23 protein-coding genes and 2 pseudogenes are annotated in these 23,627 nt (G+C 69.0%); 11 read left to right on the forward strand and 14 right to left on the reverse strand.

The genetic code is table 11. From position 1 onward, the window contains the following. Nucleotides 1–69 precede the first annotated feature (69 nt). From ABFO07_RS19670 to ABFO07_RS19680, 3 genes are all read right to left on the reverse strand, one after another. Nucleotides 70–642 carry a hypothetical protein gene (locus tag ABFO07_RS19670; protein WP_059563011.1) on the reverse strand — a complete coding sequence of 191 codons (573 nt, stop codon included), beginning with the start codon at nt 640–642 and terminating at the stop codon, nt 70–72. Between the two features lie 188 nt (nt 643–830). Next, a complete protein-coding gene (locus ABFO07_RS19675; RefSeq protein ID WP_347469439.1) occupies nt 831–1,748 on the reverse strand; it encodes a DMT family transporter in 918 nt (305 codons plus the stop codon). A gap of 127 nt (nt 1,749–1,875) precedes the next feature. Further along, a complete protein-coding gene (locus tag ABFO07_RS19680) occupies nt 1,876–2,676 on the reverse strand; it encodes an AraC family transcriptional regulator (protein ID WP_347469440.1) in 801 nt (266 codons plus the stop codon). A gap of 170 nt (nt 2,677–2,846) precedes the next feature. Between ABFO07_RS19680 and ABFO07_RS19685 the strand changes: the two genes are divergently transcribed. Together ABFO07_RS19685 and ABFO07_RS19690 are read left to right on the forward strand one after the other, a co-directional pair. Next, a complete protein-coding gene (locus ABFO07_RS19685; RefSeq protein WP_059993009.1) occupies nt 2,847–3,680 on the forward strand; it encodes a molybdenum cofactor biosynthesis F family protein in 834 nt (277 codons plus the stop codon). Then, the gene (locus tag ABFO07_RS19690; protein ID WP_347469441.1) at nt 3,677–4,486 is read left to right on the forward strand and encodes an SDR family oxidoreductase; all 810 of its coding nucleotides are present in this window, start codon (nt 3,677–3,679) and stop codon (nt 4,484–4,486) included. The genes ABFO07_RS19685 and ABFO07_RS19690 overlap by 4 nt, the downstream gene beginning before the upstream one ends. A gap of 14 nt (nt 4,487–4,500) precedes the next feature. Here the strand turns inward: ABFO07_RS19690 and ABFO07_RS19695 are convergent, their stop codons facing one another. Then, nucleotides 4,501–5,178: a dihydrodipicolinate reductase C-terminal domain-containing protein gene (locus tag ABFO07_RS19695; protein ID WP_059563007.1), complete on the reverse strand. Its 678-nt coding sequence runs from the start codon at nt 5,176–5,178 to the stop codon at nt 4,501–4,503. A gap of 250 nt (nt 5,179–5,428) precedes the next feature. On the opposite strand from ABFO07_RS19695, the gene ABFO07_RS19700 reads away from it, so the two are divergent. Further along, nucleotides 5,429–6,127 (forward strand): SDR family NAD(P)-dependent oxidoreductase, encoded by a 699-nt coding sequence (locus ABFO07_RS19700; protein WP_059804597.1) that lies wholly within the window; start codon nt 5,429–5,431, stop codon nt 6,125–6,127. A gap of 51 nt (nt 6,128–6,178) precedes the next feature. Beyond that, a pseudogene (locus ABFO07_RS19705) lies at nt 6,179–6,330 on the forward strand (two-component system response regulator CreB); the annotation flags it as partial. Between the two features lie 107 nt (nt 6,331–6,437). On the opposite strand, the gene ABFO07_RS19710 reads toward ABFO07_RS19705, so the two are convergent. The 3 genes from ABFO07_RS19710 to ABFO07_RS19720 are packed head-to-tail and all read right to left on the reverse strand — an operon-like array spanning nt 6,438 to nt 9,293. Further along, nucleotides 6,438–7,382 carry an MvdC/MvdD family ATP grasp protein gene (locus ABFO07_RS19710; protein ID WP_124491162.1) on the reverse strand — a complete coding sequence of 315 codons (945 nt, stop codon included), beginning with the start codon at nt 7,380–7,382 and terminating at the stop codon, nt 6,438–6,440. Beyond that, nucleotides 7,379–8,947 (reverse strand): zinc metalloprotease, encoded by a 1,569-nt coding sequence (locus ABFO07_RS19715; protein WP_347469442.1) that lies wholly within the window; start codon nt 8,945–8,947, stop codon nt 7,379–7,381. Before ABFO07_RS19715 ends, ABFO07_RS19710 begins: the two co-directional genes overlap by 4 nt. Before the next feature lie 34 nt (nt 8,948–8,981). Then, nucleotides 8,982–9,293: a hypothetical protein gene (locus ABFO07_RS19720; protein WP_124491163.1), complete on the reverse strand. Its 312-nt coding sequence runs from the start codon at nt 9,291–9,293 to the stop codon at nt 8,982–8,984. Nucleotides 9,294–9,711: 418 nt separating this feature from the next. Between ABFO07_RS19720 and ABFO07_RS19725 the strand changes: the two are divergent. From ABFO07_RS19725 to ABFO07_RS19745, 5 genes and pseudogenes are all read left to right on the forward strand, one after another. Next, nucleotides 9,712–9,951 (forward strand): annotated as a pseudogene (locus ABFO07_RS19725) (SDR family oxidoreductase); the annotation flags it as partial. A gap of 75 nt (nt 9,952–10,026) precedes the next feature. Beyond that, entirely contained in the window at nt 10,027–10,728 is a 702-nt protein-coding gene (gene creB, locus ABFO07_RS19730) for a two-component system response regulator CreB (RefSeq protein WP_059906036.1), read from the forward strand. A gap of 16 nt (nt 10,729–10,744) precedes the next feature. Next, nucleotides 10,745–12,196 carry a two-component system sensor histidine kinase CreC gene (gene creC / locus ABFO07_RS19735; protein ID WP_059804603.1) on the forward strand — a complete coding sequence of 484 codons (1,452 nt, stop codon included), beginning with the start codon at nt 10,745–10,747 and terminating at the stop codon, nt 12,194–12,196. Nucleotides 12,197–12,301: 105 nt separating this feature from the next. Further along, nucleotides 12,302–13,693, forward strand: coding sequence for a cell envelope integrity protein CreD (creD, locus tag ABFO07_RS19740; RefSeq protein ID WP_059993010.1), 1,392 nt, complete (start codon nt 12,302–12,304; stop codon nt 13,691–13,693). Nucleotides 13,694–13,803: 110 nt separating this feature from the next. Then, on the forward strand, nt 13,804–14,019 hold the full coding sequence (locus ABFO07_RS19745; protein WP_060148414.1) for an oxidoreductase-like domain-containing protein: 216 nt from the start codon (nt 13,804–13,806) through the stop codon (nt 14,017–14,019). A 15-nt stretch (nt 14,020–14,034) separates the two neighbouring features. Here ABFO07_RS19745 and ABFO07_RS19750 read toward each other — a convergent pair whose 3' ends face one another. After that, nucleotides 14,035–15,495 (reverse strand): MFS transporter, encoded by a 1,461-nt coding sequence (locus ABFO07_RS19750; RefSeq protein ID WP_347469443.1) that lies wholly within the window; start codon nt 15,493–15,495, stop codon nt 14,035–14,037. Nucleotides 15,496–15,655: 160 nt separating this feature from the next. Between ABFO07_RS19750 and ABFO07_RS19755 the strand changes: the two genes are divergently transcribed. Beyond that, nucleotides 15,656–16,528 (forward strand): LysR family transcriptional regulator, encoded by an 873-nt coding sequence (locus tag ABFO07_RS19755; RefSeq protein WP_059563001.1) that lies wholly within the window; start codon nt 15,656–15,658, stop codon nt 16,526–16,528. Between the two features lie 164 nt (nt 16,529–16,692). On the opposite strand, the gene ABFO07_RS19760 is transcribed toward ABFO07_RS19755, so the two are convergent. Further along, nucleotides 16,693–17,592: a LysR family transcriptional regulator gene (locus ABFO07_RS19760; protein WP_124492083.1), complete on the reverse strand. Its 900-nt coding sequence runs from the start codon at nt 17,590–17,592 to the stop codon at nt 16,693–16,695. Nucleotides 17,593–17,690: 98 nt separating this feature from the next. On the opposite strand from ABFO07_RS19760, the gene ABFO07_RS19765 reads away from it, so the two are divergent. Continuing rightward, the gene (locus ABFO07_RS19765) at nt 17,691–18,671 is read left to right on the forward strand and encodes an NAD-dependent epimerase/dehydratase family protein (RefSeq protein ID WP_059906030.1); all 981 of its coding nucleotides are present in this window, start codon (nt 17,691–17,693) and stop codon (nt 18,669–18,671) included. 36 nt (nt 18,672–18,707) lie between these two features. Here the strand turns inward: ABFO07_RS19765 and ABFO07_RS19770 are convergent, their stop codons facing one another. The 5 genes from ABFO07_RS19770 to ABFO07_RS19790 form a co-directional block, all read right to left on the reverse strand. Further along, on the reverse strand, nt 18,708–19,409 hold the full coding sequence (locus ABFO07_RS19770) for a DUF2848 domain-containing protein (protein ID WP_322237479.1): 702 nt from the start codon (nt 19,407–19,409) through the stop codon (nt 18,708–18,710). Nucleotides 19,410–19,466: 57 nt separating this feature from the next. Next, complete coding sequence (locus ABFO07_RS19775; RefSeq protein WP_060015586.1) at nt 19,467–20,774, reverse strand: MFS transporter; 1,308 nt, start codon at nt 20,772–20,774, stop codon at nt 19,467–19,469. A 74-nt stretch (nt 20,775–20,848) separates the two neighbouring features. Next, nucleotides 20,849–21,544: a hypothetical protein gene (locus ABFO07_RS19780; protein WP_347469444.1), complete on the reverse strand. Its 696-nt coding sequence runs from the start codon at nt 21,542–21,544 to the stop codon at nt 20,849–20,851. A gap of 103 nt (nt 21,545–21,647) precedes the next feature. Next, nucleotides 21,648–22,643 (reverse strand): LysR family transcriptional regulator, encoded by a 996-nt coding sequence (locus ABFO07_RS19785; protein ID WP_347469445.1) that lies wholly within the window; start codon nt 22,641–22,643, stop codon nt 21,648–21,650. A gap of 106 nt (nt 22,644–22,749) precedes the next feature. Next, nucleotides 22,750–23,541, reverse strand: a complete 792-nt coding sequence (locus ABFO07_RS19790; protein WP_322237472.1) for an SDR family NAD(P)-dependent oxidoreductase — start codon at nt 23,539–23,541, stop codon at nt 22,750–22,752. Nucleotides 23,542–23,627 lie beyond the last annotated feature (86 nt).

A 23,627-nucleotide genomic window follows, 5' to 3' on the forward strand; every position in this document is an offset into this window, starting at 1 on the left:
ACCCGGACATGACGAGCGCCGTGCCGCTCCCGCGATCGTGGGGCGGCACGGCGCTTTTTGCCGGGCGCGTCAGCCGCGCTCCGCGAACACGTAGCGGCCTTGCGCCTTGCGCGGCCAGAACCACACGTAATCGGGAAACAGCCGGTTGCGCACGAAATAGACGTACACGACGAGTGCGATCGAGATCGCCAGGCCCTTCAGCGCATCGCCGGGATCCGTCGCGAGACGCTCGATCAGCTTCGGCATCTGCGCGATCGACAGTGCGATGTACGCGTGATAGATGGTGACCCGGTACGTCGCGAACCCCCAGATGAACAGCAGCGACAGCGGCACGGTCACGGCGAGGAACAGCCCGATGACGACCACGCTGGCCGTGCTCGGCGGGCCGTTCGATGCGGCATCGGCGGCGAGGGTGTAGGCCACCCACAGGCAGTACAGCAACTGAAGGATGCCAAGCGCGATCAGGAGGCGGACGTGCAGTTTGTTCTGCCGGCAGCGCTCGGGGTCGGGGCGGGACGCGATCAGGTTGGCCAGCACGCGATCCTTGACGCCCTGGCCGGATAGCGCGGCCAGCACGTCGCTCCTTTTCGAGCCTGCCGACAGCATGGCCGCGATGCTTGTTTTGGCTTCGGTCTTGTTCATGAGCGGTTGTCGGAATGGCGAGGTGCCCGGAGACGCGAATATTGCATCTCGCGGGAGCGCGCGCAATGGTTTCGCGCCGCGCGGACACATTCCTACAGTGCATGCGGAATCGCGTCGTGATTGGCGCGGCGCGGGCTTGAATGCCAAGCCTTCATGCGACGCGCGTGCACGGGCGGCGTGCGCGGCGTTCACGCCGATTGCGCGTCCGGCGCATGCGCGGCTGCGGCCCGCCGCCGCATCGCGCCCACCAGCATGCCCGCGACGACCAGCGCGATGCCCGCGAGCCGCGTCGCGTTCAGCGCCTCGCCGAACAGCGTCACCGCGAACAGCACCGCCGACACCGGCGCGATCGCGGTGAACAGCGCCGCTTCCGTGCCGCTCGTGCGCGCGGACCCGGCGTACCAGCACAGATAGCCGAGGACGGTCGGCACCAGCGCGTAGTAGACGATCGCCGCGACGGCGCCGGTGGTCCAGCCGGCCGCGGCCGCGCGCCATTCGAATGCGGCCGGCACGAGCGCAAGCACGAAGCCGAGGCCGGACATCGCGGTCGACAGCACAAGCGGTGCGAGCGGCGTCGCGAGCCGTCGGTTCAGCAGGATGAAGACCGCTTCGCACGCGACGGCGGCCAGCACCAGTGCATCGCCGGCGAGCGTTTGCATCGACGGCGCCGCGTGGCCCGGCGTGAACGTGACGAGCAGCACGCCGGACGTCGCGAGCGCGGCGGCGGCCCAGTCGCGCGGCGTCTGCCGTTCACGCAGCAGGACGGCCGCGATCAGGGTGGACATCGCCGGCAGCGTGCCGAGCATCACGCCCGCGTCGAGCGGCGACGACAGCCGCGTGCCGCTGATCAGCAGCACCGTGTAGCCGACGCCGCCCGCCGCCGCCTGCACGACGAGCAGCGCGGCGTCGCGCCGCGACACGCGCGGCCAGCGCAACCGCTGCGCGCGCATCAGTGCGAACAGCAGCGGCGTCGCGATCAGGAAGCGCAGCGCGGTCGCGGTGAACGGCGGCAAGCCGCCGGCGGTGAGGCGGCTCGCGATGACGGTGCTGCCGACGCCCGTCATCGCGGCGGCGAGATAGAGGTAGCCAATCAGTCGTGTTTTCATGCGCCGCATCGTCGCGCGGCTTGGCAGCGGGCGTCTTGAACGAAATTGCAGCGCGTTTTTTTGTGCTGGCGAAACGGGAGGCGGTGCGATGGCGCTGCGAAGCGACACGCGTCGTTCCGCCTATCGCCTATCGCATCGCGTGCGCGAACTGCCCCGGTGTGATGCCGAACTGGCGCGCGAACGCCCGCGTCAGGTGGCTCTGATCGGCGAACCCGGCCTCGGCGGCGGCGTCCGCGATCGGCCGGCCACGCGCGAGCAGCGCCCGGGCCACGCGCGTGCGCGACTGGATCAGGTAGGCATGCGGCGTGATGCCGAGTTCGCGTGCGAAGCCGCGCAGCAGCTGGAAGCGGCTGACGCCGCTCAGGCTTGCCAGCTCCGCGAGCGACACCGGCGCGGCGGGCGCCGCGTCGAGCCGCTCGCGCGCCGCGCGGATCGCGGGCGCGACGCCGGCCGGCGGCAGCGGGCGGCTCGCATGCCGCGCGAGCAGCCCCGCGACGAGCGTCACGAGCGCCTCGTCGCGCGCGAGCGATGCGTCGTCGTTGCCGACGACGATGCGTGCGTACAGCCGGCTCACGGCGGTGCTTAGCCGTGCGTCGCGCACGGCCGGATGCGCGAGTTCGACGCCGCCGAGCCCTTCCTCCTCGGCGACGCGCGTGACGAGCGCCGGCGCGAGATATAGCATCCGCCACTGCCTGCGCAGGCCGCTGCCGAGCGGCGCGCCGTCGTGCATTTCGCCGGGGTTGACCATGATCGCGTCGCCGGCCAGCGCATCGACTTGCCCGCGGCCGCTCCACGACCGGTGCGCGCCGCCGACGATCACGCCGACGCCGAACTCGTCATGCGCGTGACGCGGGAACGCGCGGTCGGAATCGATGCCGAGCGCTTCGACGCCTTCACGGGTGCGGGAGTAATGGGTGACTCGATGCATGGACGCTCCTCGCGCGCCGGCCCTGGCGCGGATCAGGCGCACTGTAGCGCGTTCCGGCGGCGCGCGCCCTTCAGCCGTTTGGCCGATACCGCGCGCCGCGCGTTGCCCGCACCATGTGCACGAGCAGCGTAGATGGCCCGCCGGGCCTGAAGCTGCACGGGAGACGGCAGGTGGAACGACAGGATCCGGTATTCATCCAGGTGGGCGCGCTCGCGGACGGCTTCGCGCCCGATGCGAACATCCTCGCAACCGTCGACGCGCTCGACGGGCACACGCTCACGCTCGACGACGCATCGGGCGCATCGCGCGTCTGCGCGTTCGGGCAGCACACGCTGCAATGGCGCGACGCGGCGAGCGGCGCGAGCGGCCGCGAGCCGTGCCGCGTGACGCGGCTGCGCGACGGGCTGTTCTTCGTCGACTACGTCGATTCGGCGGCGCGCGCGACGTCGGTGAGCCTCGTGATCGATCTCGACGGCGGCGTGTGGACATCGGTCACGGGCACGCTGCCGACCGAAGCCGATACGCGTATCGATGCTTTCACGCGGGTCGCGCGCGGGCTGCCGCTCACCGGCGTCGACGTCGCGTTCCGCCACGGCACGCTCGGCGCGCACGCGCACCCCGCGCCGCTGCACGCGCCGACCCGCGAGCTGATCGGCAAGCGGACGATGTATCGCTACAGCCCGACCGAATGCTACGAGCACATCTACCTGAACGAGAACTTCTATGCGTGGCAGTGCCTGGAAGGCGTGGAGCGCGGGCTGGCCGACGTGGATCGCTGCCACACCTTCCGGATCGCGGAGGCGCTGTACCTGTTCGTGTGGCGCGAGAAGGTGGTGCCGACCCTCGGCGTGGTGCTGATCGACCTCGCGCAGTGCAAGACGGACGGCAAGATCTTCGGCTACCAGGGCGGCGACTTCGGCTCGCTGTCGAACTTCCCGATCGGCGCGCATGCGCGCGTGCTGAACGACACCGTGCATCCGCTCGACGACGGAGCGGCGCGATGAGCGGCGTGCCCGGCAGCGGCCGGCTGAGTGCGGATTTCGCCGGGCGCGTCGTGCTCGTGACGGGCGCCGCGCAGGGCATCGGCGCGGCAATCGCGCGGCGCTTCGCGCAGGCCGGCGCGTTCGTGGCGCTGGCCGACCTGCAGGACGAGGCAGCACGGGCGCAGGCGGCGGCGATCGTCGACGCGGGCGGGCAGGCGCGCGCCTATCACGTCGATGCCGCGCACCGCGACGCGCTGCAGGCGCTCGTCGCGGCGGTCGAACAGGACAGCGGGCGGCTCGACGTCGTCGTCCACAACGCCGCGTATTTTCCGCTGACGCCGTTCACGCGAATCGACGAGGCGTTGCTCGAGCGGACGCTGGCCGTGAACCTGTCCGCGCTGTTCTGGCTCGCACAGGCGGCGCTGCCGGCGTTCGTGCGCGCGGGGGCGGGGCGGTTGCTCGTCACGTCGTCGGTCACGGGGCCGCGGGTCGCGTATCCGGGGCTCGCGCACTACGCGGCATCGAAAGCTGGGGTGAACGGCTTCATCCGGGCGGCGGCGCTGGAGCTGGCGCGCAGCAACGTGACGGTCAATGGCGTCGAGCCCGGGATGATCCGCACGCCGGCGGCGGCGAATCTCGGCGATGCCGCGCTCGCCGCGCAGATCGCGCGGGACATTCCGCTCGCGCGGATGGGCGAGCCGGAGGACATCGCGAGCGCAATGCTGTTCCTCGCGTCGGCGGATGCGGCGTACATCACCGGGCAGACGATCGTCGTCGACGGCGGCGCGACCTTGCCGGAGAGCGGTGCGGTGCTGGGGGGCGCGTGAAGGCAGCGGCGCGGCTACAGCCAGCCGTTGCGGATGAACTCGACGATCGAATAGCGGCGGTTGTCGAGATCGTGGCGCCGGACAGCCTCGACGATGCGCGACACGCCGTCCGCGTAGGGCGACGCGCCGTATACGCGGGATTCGAGCTGCAGGCTGCACGCGCCGTCCTCGATGAGGATCCGGTGATACGCGTGGCGGCCGAGCTGGTCGTCGGGGATCCCGCATTCGCCGCGCTGCACGTCGGGGTCGCGCACGGAGCGGATGGCGTCCGGCTGCACGCCGAGCGACCGGGCAATGCCGACCGCGGTGCCGGGCACGGACGTCTTGCCCGCCTGATGCGACTCGGTCACGCTGATTCGGCAGTCGCGAAACAGCGGGCCGCTGGTTTCCAGCATGCTCATGAACTTGAGCATCAGGATGTTCGTGTTCGGGCAGAGCACGACCGGAAAGTCGTGCGACCCGGTTTCGAGGTCGGAGCCGGTGGACAGTTCGATGAGCGGCGACGCGGTGGCCTGGCAGAACGCGATGGCGGCCGGAAGCTCCCGGCCGGAACCGGCGTGCACGACGATCGACCGGACATCGCTGCGCGCGCTGTCCGACCACGGCATCACGCGCCACGTTGCAGGGTCGAGCTGGTGCGAGCCGAGCAACTCGGTGGCCAGCTTGCCGGTTCCAACGATGAGTACTTGCATGGGATTGACGGGTTGAAGTTCGGGATTCGATACGGGGGCGGTGCGCGATGCGCGAGCAGCCGCACCGGCCTCGCGCATTATGCCCGCCCGCTTGCGCGCCGGTTGTGCGGCCTGCAGCGCCGCGTGCGAAGCGCACGGCCTCGCCCCGGCGCGCACGGACGCCCGAGCGGCGCTACGCTGTCGAAGCGCCGGCCACGCCGCAGGTGCGGCGGCCGGCATGACCCGACCCTCGATCAAGGAGAACACATCAATGAATGACGACATCAACGGAAAGGCCGTCGCGATCACCGGCGGATTCGGCCAGCTCGGCCTCGCGACGGCCGCATGGCTCGCCGGGCGGGGCGCGCGCATCGCGCTGATCGGGCGGGGCGACCCGCCGCCCGTCGTGCCGGCCGGCGCGCTGTGCATCGGCGGCATCGACCTGGTGAACGCGCAGGCCGCCACCCAGGCGCTCGACGCCGCGCAGCGCGATTTCGGCCGGCTCGACGCGCTGCTCAACATCGCGGGCGCGTTCACGTGGGAAACCGTCGCGGACGGCGACGCGGCCACCTGGGACCGGATGTACGCGCTGAACGTGAAGACCGCACTGAACGCGTCGAAGGCGGCGCTGCCGCATCTGCTGCGCGGCCCGGCCGGCCGCATCGTCAACATCGGCGCGGGTGCGGCGCTCAAGGCCGGGGCCGGCATGGGCGCATATGCGGCCGCGAAGGCGGGCGTCGCGCGGCTCACCGAGGCGCTGGCGGCGGAATTGCTGGATACGCCAGTGACGGTCAACGCGATCGCGCCGAGCATCATCGATACGCCGCAGAACCGCGCGGACATGCCCGATGCGGATTTTTCGCGCTGGGTTCAGCCGCGCGAGATCGCGGCGACGATCGGGTTCCTGCTGTCGACGGATGCGCAGGCGATCCGCGGCGCGACGATTCCGGTGAGCGGGCGGGTCGCGTAGCCGGGGGCGGGCCCGCCCGGCCATGCGCGTGAACTGCCGCTCGCGGACACGATCGTCTACGCGCTGGGCACGGATGGCATGCAGACCGTGCACTGCACGATATCAACGGCTTGGAAGTGTGCCGGACGTTGCGCACGTTCACCGAGGGGCCGGTGATTTTCCTGACGGCGCGGCAAGGCGAAATCGACCGGTTCGTTGCGCTGGGAGATTTCGTTTGAAATGTACGGAAAATTACATCATAAATATTGTCCCTCACGGGGCGCTCGTGCCATCGGCTTGAGCGCTCTGTCATCAAAAACACGCAGTCCAGTTAGGCGTCGAATGCACATAACGTCCGGGCGATTGCCTGTGAGATCAGCAATCCAGTCGGCAATTCGGTAAAGAGCCATTGCCCGGCGGGGTTCACCTCAAGAAACACATACCGGCCGTCGGGTGTGCGGCGCATATCGATCGCACCGTAGACCAACCCTAGGCGCCTCATCAGCTCGAGCACGCGATCCTCTATGTTTTTCGGCAGGGCCACAGGCTCGATGCGAGCGTGAGCGATGTCCATGCGGAAGTCGAACTTGTAGCTTGTCTGCTGCGAGTGAATTGCGGCCGTGAAGATCTGGTTGCCGATGACGGTGATGCGCAAATCGACATCGGCTTCGATGTAGCGCTGAAAAATTACTGGTGTGTAGCGCACATTGTCGACGAGTTCGAGCTCTTCGTCGCGCAAGATGCGCGTCTCGCGCCATTCGTTGTCAGTTGCCGAGAACGACTTGAAGATGACGTTGCTTGCGCCGTGACGACATGTAAATTCACGCACTGCGCTCGGACAGTTGGTGATGAGTGTATCGGGAATCTCGAGCCCTACGTCTTGTGCGACTTTGAGCTGGTATGGCTTTCGCTGGGCGACGAGATCCCGCGCTGGCTCGTTCATCCATTGCGCATCCAACGATTGCCACAGACCATGTAAGGCTTCTGTGCATTCGTTGAGGGCGAACCTGCGGTGCGTCTCGCGAACGATTTCGTGACTGACCTCGGGCCATTGTGGGCGACGCCACCAGACGGCACCACAATCATCGAGATCCAGTCCACCTTCACTGCAGCCAAAATTCAACGTGCGCTTGCCCGGCTCATATCGCATCGAAAGAGTCAGGCGCTGCGGATAATCGGACAAGTCGATCATGGTCGCGCGAGCGCCGAGCTTGAGCAGTTCTGCCAGGACGACCTGCGCATGTTCATCGCGCGGCGTGGATAGGATCAGGATCATCTGTTGCCGCCGCGGCCAGTTTCTGTGCCCGAGTACTGCTGATATTCGCGCAGCAGGGCCTGATATTCCCACCATACCTGCTGCGCGAGTTGCTGATCCGCGGCAGTGGCATGTCCTACCGCCTCGAGCTGAGCATATTGGTTGAGCCACTGCTGAGCCTGTATCAGGCGCTGCTCCAGCCCGTTCACGGTGGCTTGGGCGACATCCTGATGGCTTTGCGTCCAGGCCATCGAATGATGGGGGGTAGAGAGGACGAAAGGCGCTACCATGCGCGCGCCGCCGCCCTGGATACCACCGCCGTGAGAGAGGGCAACGCCCGGATCGACGGGATGTGGCGGCTGGACCGTGCTGTCGGAGGCCGGACCTTTTTGCAGGTCTGCCACCGGCGGCTTGTCGAACACCGGTTGCTTGGGCTCGTCGATGAACTTCAGCGTGGGACCGCCGTCGAGAGTCGAAAGCGTAGGAATATGATCGGCAGTCGCCAGCGTCGGATGAACGTCAGTCCAGGCGATCGTGGGCTGGTCTGCCGTCGCGATGGTGACATGAAGGTCAACCGTCGGTATCGTCGGATGTACATCCGTGCTTGCCAACGTCGCGTGGATGTCCTGGAGAGGCGACGTCGATACCGTCGTGCCGATGCTGCTGCGATCTCCGTCGAGGCAAGCTTGCATGCGCTGCACCTGGCCGGCGGTGAACATGAACATAGCCGCGTCGTCGACGTAATCCATGTAATTCATGAACATGTCGCCATTGGGGCCGTTGCTGCAGGTCACGTGAGGGAACGCGGGTGTACCGTAGTTCGGGCCGGCTTGGTTCGGCGTGTCGTTGACGAAGTCACTGCCGTTGCAACCATTGCCATCGTCGCCCCAGATGTGGCGAAGGTTCAGCCAATGCCCGATTTCATGCGAGGCCGTGCGTCCCAGATTGAACGGCGCCGCGGCCGTGCCGACCGTGCCAAACGCAGAGTGCAATATCACCACGCCGTCGGTGGTCGCTGCACCACCGGGGAATTGCGCGTAGCCCAAGAGGCCACCGTCGAGCTGACAAACCCACAAGTTCAGATACTGGGTGGCTGGCCATGCATCTGCGCCGCCGGTCGACGCCGCCTTGACCTTGTCGTCATCAGTAAAGCCGGTGACGTTGGTTTGGGTTCGCGTGATGCCATTGGTGGCGCCGCCGCTGGGATCGGTACTCGCCAGCACAAACTGGATCCGGCAGTCTGCCGCCAGCGGCAGGAACGCGGCCGGCACCGAGCCGATATCCGCATTCTTCTTGCGATAGTCACGATTCAGAACATCGATCTGGCTCTGTACCTGCGCATCTGAGATGTTCTGGACATTAGTGTTGTAGACGACATGGACCACGACGGGAATTTGCGTCACCCCAGTGCGGCTCGCCACCGCGAGACCACGCATCGACATGTGATGATAGTTCTCGCTGGCAATGCGGTTTCGCACGTAATTGGGATCGGTTCGCAGCAGGCGTTCGTGAACCTGCATCGTGCCGCAGGTCCGTTGCGCCGGCGGCTGTTGATTGCTGTTCGATGGTGGCGGACGGGTGGCCATGATTTCAATCTCCCCGCGTGGTGAAAGGAAACGTTCAGCGCTTTACGACGAGACGATCCGGATCGAGCGAATGCACCTGCATGACCTCTTCTGCCTTGCCTGGTAATTTCACCGTCAGCTTGCCGTCCGGGCTGAGCGTGTATGTTCCCTGAGTGGTGATTCTGCGGTCGTCGGCGCCGGGCCCGGTGACGTCCACTCGGCCATCCGCGTAAAACTTGAAGCCCGATCGTCCGCGTGATGGCGCGAGCGGCGTTCCGCTTGGACGAAAAACGCAGAAGCCACCGGCGTCTTCTTCGTGCGCATGGAGCCATCCTTGCGTCAGCAGTTTAGGATCCAGGGTAGCCATATTGATTCGATAAAAAATTGGCAATTCACTGTATTTCCAGCTCGCATCGATTTGACGAGCGTATACAACAACTCATCGGGCTGCATTATGTAACAACTGAATACAATTGAAATTAAACGACTGCCGCCAATTTTAGATGGATAACCTTTTGATAAAGGGAATGGTTGTTATTTGATCTGTTTCATGCACGGGCATGCAGCGAAATTCATTACTTTATTTTGCTAACGATTAAGTAATTTAGGTCGTAGTTCTGAAAAGGCAAGCGTCGCGCATTTCAGGGTTTACTATACGTAACGTCTTCATGCCGGTGCCTGCACTGACTGATCAGATTCATCGGCTGGCAAGCGAGTCCCGCATGACTATTTCCGATAGCCGTGTCTAGGAGCAGCTGAAATGTTGGTGCGGTTTGGACCTGTATGCTTGGCAAGCGCGGCTCACCGAGGCGCTGGCGGCGGAATTGCTGGATACGCCAGTGACGGTCAACGCGATCGCGCCGAGCATCATCGATACGCCGCAGAGCCGCGCGGACATGCCCGATGTGGATTTTTCGCGCTGGGTTCAGCCGCGCGAGATCGCGGCGACGATCGGGTTCCTGCTGTCGACGGATGCGCAGGCGATCCGCGGCGCGACGATTCCGGTGAGCGGGCGGGTCGCGTAGGCGGGGGGCGGGCCCGTCGACGCGCCGCCCGCGCGTAAAATACCGGACCGCATTGCGCGAGCAACCCCTGACACAATGAATCAGCCGAATATCCTGGTGGTCGAAGACGAACTGGCGATCGCCGACACGATCGTCTACGCGCTGGGCACGGACGGCATGCAGACCGTGCACTGCACGCTCGGGCAGGCCGCGCTCGAGCAACTGCGCGAAGGGCGCTTCGATCTCGTCGTGCTCGACGTCGGCCTGCCCGACATCAACGGCTTCGAGGTGTGCCGGACGCTGCGCACGTTCACGGAGGTGCCGGTGATCTTCCTCACCGCACGGCACGACGAGATCGACCGGATCGTCGGGCTGGAAATCGGCGCGGACGACTACGTGATCAAGCCGTTTTCGCCGCGCGAGCTGGCCGCGCGGGTGCGGGTGATCCTGCGCCGGCTGAACCGGCCGGCGCTTGCTCCGCGCGAACCGGCAGGCGCACCGTCGAACATCGCAGCGGGCTTCGAACTGGACACCGCCGGCGCGCGCGTTGCATGGCTCGGCCACGCGCTGAACCTGACGCGCTACGAATTCGGCCTGCTGGCGCTGCTCGTGCAGCATCCGGGGCGGATCTACTCGCGCGAGCAGCTGATGGATCTCGTCTGGCGCGACGCGATCGACACGACCGACCGCACGGTCGACACCCACATCAAGACGCTGCGCGCGAAGCTGCGCGCGATCGACCCCGCGCGCGACCCGATCCGCACCCATCGCGGGATGGGTTATTCGCTGCAACCGTGACGACGGCCTGTTCCTCATGCATATCGGACTGCGCATCTTCTTCGGCTTTTTCCTGATCGTCGGCCTCGCGGCGCTGATCACGCTGCGGGTGTTCGTGCAGGAAGTCAAACCCGGCGTGCGCGAAGCGATGGAGGACACGCTGGTCGACACCGCGCAGGTGCTCGCCGCGCTCGCCGCCGACGACATGGCCAGCGGACACATCGGCGACGGCGCGTTCGCCCGGCAGCTCGAAAAGCTGCACGCGAGCCCGGTGGGCGCGGAAGTGTGGGGCATGCGCAAGGACACGATCAGCTACCGCATCTACGTCACCGATGCACGCGGGATCGTGCGCTACGACTCCGCCGGCGGCGCGGTCGGCCAGGACTATTCGCGCTGGAACGACGTGTACCGCACGCTGCGCGGCCAGTACGGCGCGCGCAGCACCCGCTCCGACCCGGACGACGACAGCAGCACGGTGATGCATGTCGCCGCGCCGATCCGCAAGGGCGGCGAGATCATCGGCGTGCTGACCATCGCGAAGCCGAACCAGGCCGTCGCGCCGTTCATCGCGCGCAGCCAGCGCAAGATCCTGCTGTACGGCGCGCTGCTGATGGGCGGCGCGATCCTGATCGGCGTCGCGTGCACGGGCTGGCTGGTGGTCGGCCTGCGCCGGCTGCAGCGCTATGCGCGCACGATCGCGGCGGGCGAACGCGCGGTGATGCCGCTGCAGGGCGCCAACGAGCTCGCGGAGCTGGGCCGCGCGGTGGAAACCATGCACCAGCGCCTCGAGGACAGGCAGTACGTCGAGAACTACATCCACACGCTCACCCACGAGATGAAGAGCCCGCTCGCGGCGATCAGCGGCGCGGCCGAGCTGTTGCAGGAGGAGATGCCGGTGGCGAACCGCCGGCGCTTCGCGGACAACATCCGCCGCCAGGCGGGCCGCCTCGAGCAGATGATCCGCAAGCTGCTGGCGCTCGCGGAGGTGGAGCAGAAGCAGCGCCTGTCGGTGCGCGAACCGGTCGCGCTGGGGCCCTTGCTCGCACAACTGCTCGACGATGCGGAGCCGCGTGCGCGCAAGCGCGGCGTGACGCTGCGGCTGGACACGCCGGCCGATGCGCAAGCCGGCCACGTGGAAGGCGATCCGTTCCTGCTGCGCCAGGCGCTCGGCAACCTGCTGGACAACGCACTGGATTTCGCGCCGCCCGGCAGCGCGGTCACGGTCGCCGCGCAGCGGCAGGCGGCGGGCAGGGCGCCCGTCGCGGTCATCCGCGTCACCGACGACGGGCCCGGAATCCCCGGCTACGCCATGGCGCGCGTGTTCGATCGCTTCTATTCGCTGCCGCGGCCCGACGGCCAGGATCGCAGCACGGGCCTCGGCCTGTGCTTCGTCCGCGAAGTCGCGATGCTGCACCACGGCAGCATCGCGCTGGACAATCGCCCCGAAGGCGGCGCCTGCGCGACGCTGACGCTGCCTTCGGCGGGCTGAGCGGGCGCTTCACGTTCGCCACACATTCGCTTCACGTCCGCTTCCGCGGCGCTTCACGCGGCGGGCTCATGCTGACCGGATTCCTCCACTCCGGTCTCCGATCGCATGAATCGCATCCTGATGTTCAAGTCCCTGATCACTGCGGCCCTCGTGCTGCTGATCCTGATCCCGCTGCACCTGGTCGAGAGCATCGTGCGGGAACGCGCGCTGTATCGCGATGACGCATTGAAAAGCATCTGGTCCAGCTACGCGGGGCCGCAGACCGTGACGGGGCCGATCCTCGTCGTGCCGTACACGGAAGTCACCCGCGTGCGCGAAGACACCGCAGCGGGCCAGCCCGAGAAAACCCGCCTCCAGAGCGAAGCGAAACGCCTGCTCGTGTTTCCGAAGACGCTGGGCGTGAAGGGCAGCCTCGCGACCGACGTCCGCTATCGCGGCATCCACAAGGCGCTCGTGTACGACCTGCAAAGTCGCTGGGAAGGCACGCTCGCGCTGCCGGACCTGAAGCAGCTGCCGCAATCGGCCGGGCACGTGAGCTTCGCGATCGGCACGGCGTATGTCGCGTTCGGCATCAGCGACGTGCGCGGGCTGATGACGCAGCCGGTGCTGGCGTTCGGCGGCAAGCGGCTGGCGGTCGAGCAGGGCGCGCGGCTGCCGAGCCTGCGCCAGGGCGTGCACGCCGACGTCGATCTTGCCGCGTTCGCGGCCGCCGCCGGCGGCAACCCGGTGCCGTTCAGCATCGACCTGCCGCTGCTGGGCGCGCAGTCGGTCGCGTTCGCGCCGGTGGCCGACCAGAACGATTTCTCGCTGAAATCGGCGTGGCCGCACCCGAGTTTCGACGGCGCGTTCCTGCCGCGCACCCGCACGGTCGACGCCGGCGGCTTCGCCAGCGCGTGGAGCCTGACGTCGTTCAACACCAAGGTGCGCGAGCAGATCGCGTCGGGCAGCGGCGACGACGCGTTCGAATCGGCGTCGGTGTCGCTGATCGAGCCGGTCAACGTCTATCTCGAAGCCGAGCGCGCGACGAAATACGGCGCGCTGTTCGTGATGTTGACCTTCGCGAGCTTCTTCATGTTCGAGCTCGTGAAGCGGCTGCGCATCCACCCGATCCAGTACCTGCTGGTGGGGCTGTCGCTCGCACTGTTCTTCCTGCTGCTGCTGAGCCTGTCCGAGCACATCGCGTTCGGGTATGCGTATCTCGCGGCCAGCGGCGCGTGCATCGGGCTGCTCGGCTTCTACGTGTCGTTCGTGCTGCACAGCGCGCGGCGCGGGGCGACCTTCGCGGGCCTGCTGGCGATGCTGTACGCGGCGCTCTACGGCCTGCTGCTGTCCGAGGACAACGCGCTGATGCTCGGCTCGCTGCTGCTGTTCGCGATACTCGCCACCATCATGCTGCTGACCCGGCACGTCGACTGGTATTCGGTGGGCGCGGCGTGGCAGCCGCTGCTCGACAAGCCCGCCGCCGACGGCGCGAAGCCGGATGCCCCGGCGTCGTGAGCTTGCGCGTGCGCGTTATCGCCCCGAAGACGCTCGAGGTGACCCCGGTGTAACGCGGCGGCAGGCGGGATCGGCCTATACTGGGCGTTTCACCCAGACCGAATCCCGCCGTGTCCCGCAAGCCCGCTTCCGATCCGACGCCCGACGATCCCCGTCCGACCCCGCCGCAGAAACCGGAACTCGAGGATTGCTGCAACAGCGGATGCTCGCCTTGTGTGTTCGACCTGTACGACGAGGCGCTGGCCCGCTATCGCGAAGCGCTCGTCGCATGGGAAGCGCGTCAGGCGGAACGCATGGAACCCGCGAAACGCACTGCGCGCCACTGAACGACGGCGCGCGCGTCACGCCCCCGGATGCAGGCGCCGGTGCAGCGGCCCGAGCGCCATCGACAGCAGCACGCACATCGCCAGTATCGCCACCATCGCGAACATCGACGCGCGGAACGCGTGCACGTAGTCGAGCGCGCCGGGATGCGCGCCGAGCCGCGCGAAGAACACGCCGCCGAGCGTCGCCGCACCCACCGCGGCGCCGATCTGCAGCGTCGCGGTGACCATGCCGGACGCGACGCCGGCGCGCTCCGGCGCCACTTCGGCAAGCACGATCCGCACGATGGACGGCAGCACGAGCCCCTGTCCCACGCCCATCGCCGCGAGGCCGAGATAGAACCCGGGCCCGGGCGCGCGGGTGCCGGCGAGCGCGACCGCGGCGGCGAGGCCGGTAGTCAGCAGCGCGAAGCCGAGCGTCAGCACGCGATAGCCGCCGAGCTGGCCGACGAGGCGCGGCATCAGCAGCGGGCTTGACAGGAAGCCGAGTCCGAACGGCAGGATCGCGAGCCCGCACGCGAGCGGCGACCATTGCAGGCAGCCTTGCAGATAGATCCCGTAGCTCAGGAAGAACGCGCTCAGCATGTAGAACAGGAACGCCAGCGCGAGCCCGAGCGCGACGACCGGATTGCGGAACAGGCGCACGTCCAGCAGCGGATCGTGCCCGGCGGCGAGCCGGCGGCCCTCGACCGTCAGCAGCACGCCGAGCATCGGCAGCGCGCCGATCAGGCAGGCCGTCATCCACAGCGGCCAGCCTTCCTCGTGCCCGCGCGTGAGCGGATAGACCAGCATCAGCAGGAACAGCGACAGCAGGATCGTGCCGGGCAGGTCGATGCGCTGGCCGCGCGGCGGCCGGCTTTCCGGGATGAAGCGCCAGCTGCCGAGCAGCGCCAGCACGCCGATCGGCAGGTTGACGAGGAAGATCGCGCGCCAGCCGAGCCCGAACGGATGCAGGCTGATCAGCGCACCGCCGCCGAGCTGGCCGATCACGGCCGCGAGGCCGAACACGAAACCGTAGAGCCCCATCACCCGCACTTGCTCGTGCGGCGTGAACACGCTGCGGATCGTGGCGAGCACCTGCGGCGCGAGGGTCGCGGCGAACAGGCCCTGCAGCACGCGCCCGCCGACGAGCACCGAGCCGCTGCCGGCGAGGCCGCACAGCGTCGATGCGGCCACGAAGCCCGCCATCCCGATCATGAAGATGCGCTTGCGGCCGTACAGGTCGCCGAGGCGCCCGCCGGTGATCTGGGTCACGGCGCTCGCGCACGCATACGCCGAGATCACGAGCTGGAGCTCGGTGGGATGCGCGCCGATGCCGTCGCGGATCGCCGGCAGCGCGAGGTTCACGATGAAATAGTCGAGCGGCGGCAGGATCGCGCCGATCAGCAGGACCACGAGCGCCCAGCCGTGATGGCTGCGCGCGGTGGCGTCGGTCGCGTCCGCCGCCGTGGCGGGTGAGGTGAGCATGGGGTTCGTCATGAGCGTGTGTCCGATCGAGGCATGCCGTTGCGGCCGCGCCGGACAACGGGTCCGCACGCGCCCGGGCAGGCGAGCCGCCATTCTGGCGTCGCGCCTATGATTCGGAAAAGCGGGAAAGAGTGGTAGCATCCATCGGGTTATTCGATGGATAGGCGGGGACATGCGCGGATTCGACCTGGACCAGTTGCGGACCTTTGCGGCGGTGGCCGACGCGGGCAGCCTGACGGCGGCCGCGCCGCGGCTGCACCTCTCGCAGTCGACGGTCAGCGAGCAGGTTCGCAAGCTCGAGGCGCGCGCGGGCGTGCCGCTATTCGTGCGCAGCAAGCGCGGCGTCGAGGCCACGCCGGCCGGCAATCGGCTGCTGCATCATGCGCGGCGCATCGTTGCGCTGAACGAGGCTGCGTTCGACGAGCTGCGCGGGCAGGCGATCAAGGGCGAACTGCGCGTCGCGATCACCGACTATTACCGCACGCACGAGGTCGCGGGCCTGCTGGCGCGGCTGCGCGAGTGCTATCCGCAGCTCAGCCTGCACGTCAGCGCGATGAAGAGCGCCGAGATCGAGCACGCGCATGCGAAGGGGCAGATCGATATCGGCGTGGTCATGAACCTGTCGTCCGGGCCGTTCAGGCCGATGTCGGGCGACACGCGCTGGGTGCTGCGGCGCGAGCCGCTGTCGTGGGTCACGTCGCCCGCGCTGGCCGAGCACCTGCCCGAGCCGCTGCCGCTCGTGCTGCTGCCGGACGACTGCATGATGCATCAGGTCGCGATTCGGTCCCTCGAGGAGCAGCGCGTGCCGTTCGTGCTGGTGCACAGTGCGTCGGGCGTCGCCGGGCTGCAGTCGATGCTGGCGGCGGGGCTGGGCGTCGGCTGCCTGTGCGCGTCGGCGATCGGCGACGGCCTCATGCGGCTCGGCGCGAAATACCGGCTGCCGGCGCTGCCCGACGCGGTGTTCTCGCTCACGCCGCCGCTGCCCGGCGAACGCGAAGCCGTGACGCAGGCGCGCGAGGTGCTGGCGAGGCAGTTGCTGGTGTGACGCGGCGCCCGCTCGGCGCTCCCGGCTCGGCGCCCCCGGCTCGGCGCCCCCGGCTCGGCGCTCCCAGCTCGGTGCCCCCGGCTCGGCGCTCCCAGCTCGGCGCCCCCGGCTCGGCGCTCCCGGCTCAGCGCCCCCGGCTCGGCGCCCCCAGCTCGGCGCCCCCGTCAATCCTCCATTCCTTCCGCATAGGCACTCAGCCCGCGCACCAGCGCATCGAACGCTGCCCGGCAGCGCGGGCTGTTGCGCAGATCCTCGTGCATGACGACCCACGTCTCCAGCGGCAGCGCGATCTCGTGCGGCAGCACGCGCACCAGCCGCGCATCGCGTTTCGCGAGCGCGGCCTGGCAGATGCCGATCCCGTAGCCGGCGCGGATCATCGCGAGCTGCGCGAGGTTGCTGTCCGTGCGCAGCGCGAACGCGTCCCGGTTCCACGCCGGCAGCGCGCGGGATGCCGCGCGCAGGAACGGCGTCACCGCGTCGAAACCGATCAGCGCATGCCGCGCGAGCTCGGCGAGCGTCGCCGGCGCGCCGTGCCCGGCGATGTAGTCGTCGCGCGCATACATTCCAAGTTCGATGTTGCCGATGCGCCGCGCGACGAGCGCATCCTGCGCGGGCGGCGCCATGCGCACCGCGATGTCCGCTTCGCGCTTCAGCACGTCCTGGATGCGATCGGTGGGCACCAGCTCGATGACGAGTTCGGGATGGTCGCGCCGCAGCCGCGTCAGGATCGGCGGCAGCACTTCGACGCCGATCACGTCGCTCGCCGAGATCCGCACCACGCCGCTCGCGCCGCTCCCGTGGCTGGCGGCCGCGCGCTCGAATGCGGCGGCCGCGCTGCGCAGCGCCTCGGCATGGCCGCGCAACGCCAGCGCGGCCTCGGTCGGCAGCAGCCCGGACGGCGAGCGGGTGAACAAGGCCTGGCCGAACGCGGCTTCGAGCGCGGCGACGTGACGGCCGACCGTCGGCTGCGTGGCGCCGAGCGCGCGCGCCGCGCCCGACAGCGAGCCCTCGTCCAGCACGGCGAGGAAGGTTCGATAGTGTTCCCAGTTGAGATCGGAGGCCATACGAAAATGTATAGCGGATCGATCACGTTAGGCAATTCCTTGCTATCCCGATGCGGCCCAGAATGCACCGCAGACGAACGCGACTTGGGAGAGCGGCAATGGCAACACGGGTGGACGGGGCGGAACGGTGGGCGCTGGTGCTCGGCGCGACGGGCGGCATCGGCGGCGAGGTCGCGCGGCAATTGCGCGACGCGGGCTGGCAGGTGCGCGCGCTGCGACGCGGCGGCGCGGGGAGCGAGCCGGCGAGAGATGGCCTGACCTGGGTGCAGGGCGACGCGCTCGACCGCGAGGCCGTCACGCGGGCCGCGCACGGGTGCAGCGTGATCGTGCATGCGGTCAATCCGCCCGGCTATCGCAACTGGTCGACGCTGGTGCTGCCGATGATCGACAACACGATCGCGGCGGCCGCGTCGGCGGGCGCGACCGTCGTGCTGCCGGGCACGGTCTACAACTACGGCGCCGACGCGTTTCCGGTGCTGCATGAGGATTCGCCGCAGCATCCGTCCACGCGCAAGGGGGCGATTCGCGTCGAACTGGAGCGCCGGCTGCAGGCGGCGGCCGCGCAGGGCGTGCGGACGATCATCGTGCGCGCCGGCGATTTCTTCGGGCCGCGGGCCGGCAACAACTGGTTCTCGCAGGCGCTGGTCAAGCCGGGCCGGCCGGTGCGGGCCGTGAGCCTGCCGGGGCAGCGCGGCGTCGGCCATCAATGGGCATATCTGCCCGACGTCGCGCGCACGATGGTGGAATTGATCGCGCGCCGCGACACGCTGGCGCCGTTCGCGCGCTTTCACCACGCGGGCCACTGGGACGAGGACGGTACGCAGATGGCGCAGGCGATCTGCCGCGTCACGCAGCGGCATGGTGCGCGCCCCGTGATGCGGCGCTTGCCGTGGTGGCTGCTGCGCGCGGCGTCGCCGTTCGTGCCGACGCTGCGCGAACTGCTCGAGATGCGTTACCTGTGGCGCGAACCGATCCGCATGGACAACGCGCGGCTGTGCGAGGTGCTGGGCAGCGAACCGCATACGCCGCTCGATGCAGCGGTCGAGGCGACGCTGGCGGGGTTGGGGTGCGTGCGATGAGCGACACCCCGCAAGCCGCACGCATCCCGCCGGCCGCTACGCGACCACCGGCAGCACCTCGACCGCATACCGATGCCGCAGGCTGCGCCCGAGCACCGGATCGTGCAGTTCCATCTCGAACGCATCGCCGTGCGCCATCGCCGCGATCGCGCCGTGCACGGCGACCGTCCCGCCATACATCGCGCAGCGCGCCGGCATCGCGCGCGCATCGTCGAAGCGGCGCCACAGCGTGTCGGGCGCGAGCAGACCGCCGAGCGCGCCATGCTGGTAAGCGACACGCTCCCCGCTCGTCGCGATTCGCCACGACCGCATTTCGAGCGCATCCCAGTGATCCGCGACATCGGCATGCCGCCATGCATCGCGGCCGAGCGGCTTCGCGCACACCTGCTTCGACACGGCCACGCCGTACGCCTCGACCTCACGATCCGTGTGATCCGAGCCGAGCGTCACGAGCGTGCCGAGCGGGCTGTCGAGCAGCACGCATTCGATTTCGCCGCCCGAGCGCGCGCCGAGCACGCTGATCGACGCCGCCTGCGTGAGCAGCGCGGGCGCGACCCGATAGAAGCACGGCGTGGCCGATGGCGGCGCGACGCCGAGCGCGGCGAGTTCGTCGATGTGCGCGCGGATCGCGCCGGCGTCACGGCCGGCCCAGCCGGCGATGACGACCCGCTCGATCGCGACGGCGACGACTTCCGGCGGGCCATGGCGGGGAATGACGTTGAACGACAGGGGATGCATGCAGATCTTTCTCCGTTTGGGGTTCGGGGCAGTGGAACGGCGAGCGCGCGGCAGCGCTCATTGCGCGAGCGGCCGGTGAGCGGTTTCGCGAGCGGCCAGCAGCGCGAGCGCGGTCACGACGAGCGCCGCGGTTACGTACAGCGAGACTGCTGTCGTCGTGCCGGTCTGCCGGAACAGCGCGGTGATCACGAGCGGCGCGAAGCCGCCGCCGACGATGCCGGCCAGCGTGTACGCGAGCGACGAACCGGCATAGCGCACGCGCGTCGGAAACTGCTCGGTGATGAACGCGGCCTGCGGGCCATACATCGCCGCGTGGATCACGAGGCCGAACGCCGCCGCCGCGACGATCACGCCCGGTCGCGCGGTGTCGAGCATCACGAAGAACACGAACGCCCACACGATGCCCGCGAGCGCGCCGGCCAGATAGACGGGGCGGCGCCCGAAGCGGTCGGACAGCGCGCCGAAGAAGGGCACCGCGAGCGCGTTGCAGGCGGTGCCGGCCATCACCGCCGTCAGCGCGACGGGCCGCGACAGGTTCAGCACGGTGGTCACGTAGGTCAGCGTGAACACGACGATCAGCGCATAGAGCACGTCCGAGCCGATCCGCACCCCGCCCGCGATCAGCAGCCGGCGCCAGTAGTGCTTCAGCACTTCCGCGACCGGGATTTCCGCCGTCGCGTTCGATTCGGCGAGCTGCTCGAATTGCGGCGTTTCGTCGACGCCGTGCCGCAGCCACAGGCCGAAGCCCACGAGCAGCAGGCTGGCCGCGAACGGCAGCCGCCAGCCCCACGCGAGAAAACCGTCCGGCGACGTGGCGAGCGTCACGAGCGCGATACAGCCCGTGCCGAGCAGCGTGCCGAACGACGGGCCGACCTGCGTCCACGACGCGGACAGGCCGCGCCGGTTCTGGTCGCCGTGCTCGACGGACAGCAGCACCGCGCCGGCCCATTCGCCGCCGAGCGCGACGCCCTGCACGAAGCGCAGCGCGACCAGCAGGATCGGGCTCAGGAGGCCGGCGCTCGCATAGGTCGGCAGCGCGCCCATCAGCGCGGTGGTCAGCCCCATCAGCACCAGCGTGAGCATCAGCACCGCGCGGCGGCCGATGCGGTCGCCGAGGTTGCCGAACACGAAACCGCCGAGGGGGCGCGACACGTAGCCGACCGCGTAGGTCGAGAACGCGAGGATCGTGCCGGCCAGCGGATCGACCGACGGGAAGAACAGGCGGTTGAAGACGAGCGCGGCCAACGTGTTGTAGATCGTGAAGTCGTACCACTCGAGCGACGTACCGATCATGCTCGCGGTCGCGAGACGGCTGTTGCGGACGCGGTGCGGCGCACCGGCGGCGGGCGGGGCAAGGGTGTTCATGGTTGTCTGTGCAGGTTGTGAGGTGACGGGAGAGGCGGGGCGAACCCGATGCGCGCGGCAGGATGCTCGGGCGCTCACGTGCCGATCGCCGGCGCGGCGGACCGGCCGGCTGCAGCCGCCCCCCTGGCGGCCAGCGGCGGCGCGGGGCGCGCGGCGATTCGCCAGAGCAGATCGAAGGTGCGGACGTCGTCGTGTCCGGCAAGCTCGACCGCCACCCGGCGCGCGGCGTCGGCGTCGCTGCCTTCGATCAGCACGAGCGCGTCGGCGAGCGGCCGGGCGGCGGGGTCGCCGATCGGGGCGGAGAGTTCGGACTCAGTACGGAACAGCCGCGCGGCGTGGATGCCGGGTTCGCGCACGGCGGCATCGACACGCTCGCGCAGCAGCGGCACGTCGAGCCGCGCGGGCGGCAGCACGAACATCGCGAGATGCACGCCTTCGCCGTCGCCGGCCTCGATCGTCAGTTCTCCGACGCGCCGCTGCGTGGCGCTCATGCGGCCAAAGTTCGCGAGCGACCACGGCGTCTGCTGCGTGAACGCGTGGCGGTATGCGTCGCTGCGGAACACGTCGAGCGTATCGGTGACGTACAGCGCCAGATACTTGCGCGGCCCAGGATCGGTTGCCCGGAAACGCCGTGCGTACCGGAAGCCGGGAATCGCGACGCGTTCCTGCATGTGCTCGCGGTCGTACCACGCGTTGAAATCGGCTTCGTGCAGCGGGTCGATGTCCGTCCAGACGCAAAGCTGGCCGTGCGGAAGAAAGGTGCGGCTCATCGCGGAGATTCCTCGTGACAGGGTGCGAGACAGGAACCTCAGTGTCCCGAACGCGCCCCGCACGCGTCCAACAAGAAATCAAATTCGCGGTGAACAGGTTTTCTTATGACTTGCGCGGCGTGCGTGCGGTGCGGGCGCCGCGTCTCGACGTGCGCTCGGCGGATGCCGGGAGCGGCGCGGCCTGCGTGTGTGCTTGCGTGCCGGCCGCACCGTCGGTTGCCACGGACGGCATTGCGCGCGCGACCTCGCTCGCGAGTTCCGCGATGCGCGCCGCGACCGGCAGGCCCTGCGTCCGGTACGACGCGACGAGCGGCAGCGCGGGGAAGTCGGGCTCGACGTCCAGCAGTTCGAGTGCGCCTTCCTGCAGCTCGCGCCGGATGATCGCGGGCGGCAGCGCGGCGACGCCGAAGCCGTCGGCGACGAGGCGAATCATCGCGGCGACCGACGTGATGCAGTTGATGCTGGCCGGGCGCTCGACGGCGGCGAACATCCGCTCGATCGTCGCGTGCGGCCCCGAGTGGCGCGAGAAGCTGACGATCGGGAAGCCGGCCAGTTGCGCGACGCCGAGCCGCTCGCCGGCGAGACCGAGCCGCGGGCTCGCGACCCAGCGCACCGCGAACTCGGCGAGCGGCCGGTTGGTGAAGTCGGGCCCCGGCACGGAGTCGGTCTGGAGGATCAGGTCGACGCCGTCCGTGCTCAGCAGGCGCATCAGGTGCCGCGTGGTGTCGCTGGTGATCTCGACGTCGAGCCGCGGATAGCGCTCGCGAAGCTGCGCCATCAGCGCAGGAAACCAGCTGTGCACGATCGATTCGATCACGCCGATGCGGATCAGGCCGGCATCGCTCGCCGCATCGATGTCGCGGCGCATTTCGCTGTCGAGCCGCACGATCCGCTCCGCGTAGGCGAGCATGCGCCGGCCCGCCGGCGTCAGCGTGGCCGAGCGTGCGTTGCGGTCGAACAGGCGGACGTCGAATGCGTCCTCCAGCGATGCGATGCGGCTCGACACGGCGGCCTGCGTCGTGTGGAGTTTCTCGGCCGTGAGCCGGAAGTTTTCCAGCTTCGCGAGCCAGACGAAGGTTTCCAGAAACCGGATGTTCATCGAATCTCGACAATAAAGGCGCGCATCGCGCGGACGGTTCGCAGGCCGGATCGATGGTAACGGATTCCGCGCGCAGGACAAGCTGCGCCGGCGTGCATCACGCGTCTTAAAGGTCGGCAAGCGCCAGCGTCGGCACGTCGACGCACATCGCGCCGCCATCGGCGACGAGCGTCGCGCCGGTCACGAACGACGCATCCGGCGACGCGAGGAACGCGCACACCGCCGCGATCTCGTCCGGACCGGCCGCGCGGCGCAGCGGCACGTCGGCGCTCACGCGTGCATAGGCCGCGTCGAGCGATTCGTCGTGCCGCGCCATCAGCGGCGCCATCTCCGCATCGGCCATCGGCGTGCGGACCCAGCCGGGGCACACCGCGTTCGCGCGCACGCCGTGCGGCCCGTAATCGCGTGCGAGCGAGCGCGCAAGCCCGAGCAGCGCATGCTTGCCGACCGTGTAGCCGCACACGCCGGGGCCGGCCGCGAGCGCGGCGATCGACGCGACCAGCACGATGCTGCCGCGCTGCGCGATCAGGTCCGGCAGGCAGGCGCGGGCGCTCACGAACGCGGTGTCGAGGTTCGCGTGCATTGCGTCGCGCCAATGCGCGTCGTCGATCTCGTCCGCGCGGCCGACGCCGTGCCCGCCCGCGCACGCGACGAGCGCGTCGATGCGGCCGAAGCGCTCGGCGATGCGCGGCAGGAAGCGGCTCCAGTCGGTCGCGCCGGCTGCGTCGCCGGCCAGCGCGAGGCCGCCCGTTTCGGCCGCCAGCGCGTCGAGCGGCGCCCGGCGCCGGCCGATCAGCACGACGCGGTCGCCCTGCCGCGCGAAGCGGCGCGCGCACGCGGCGCCGATGCCGGTGCCCGCGCCGGTGATCGCGATCGTGCGGGGGTGCGGGTGCGTCATCGTGTTCTCCGGAAGGTGTCGATTCCGGTCACTGTAGGCGGCGTGGCGGCGCGCGGCTATCAGCCGGATGGCTGAACCCCGGCCGT

Origin of the sequence: Burkholderia stagnalis, from assembly GCF_039848545.1 — a bacterium.
Taxonomy (GTDB): Bacteria; Pseudomonadota; Gammaproteobacteria; order Burkholderiales; family Burkholderiaceae; genus Burkholderia; species Burkholderia stagnalis.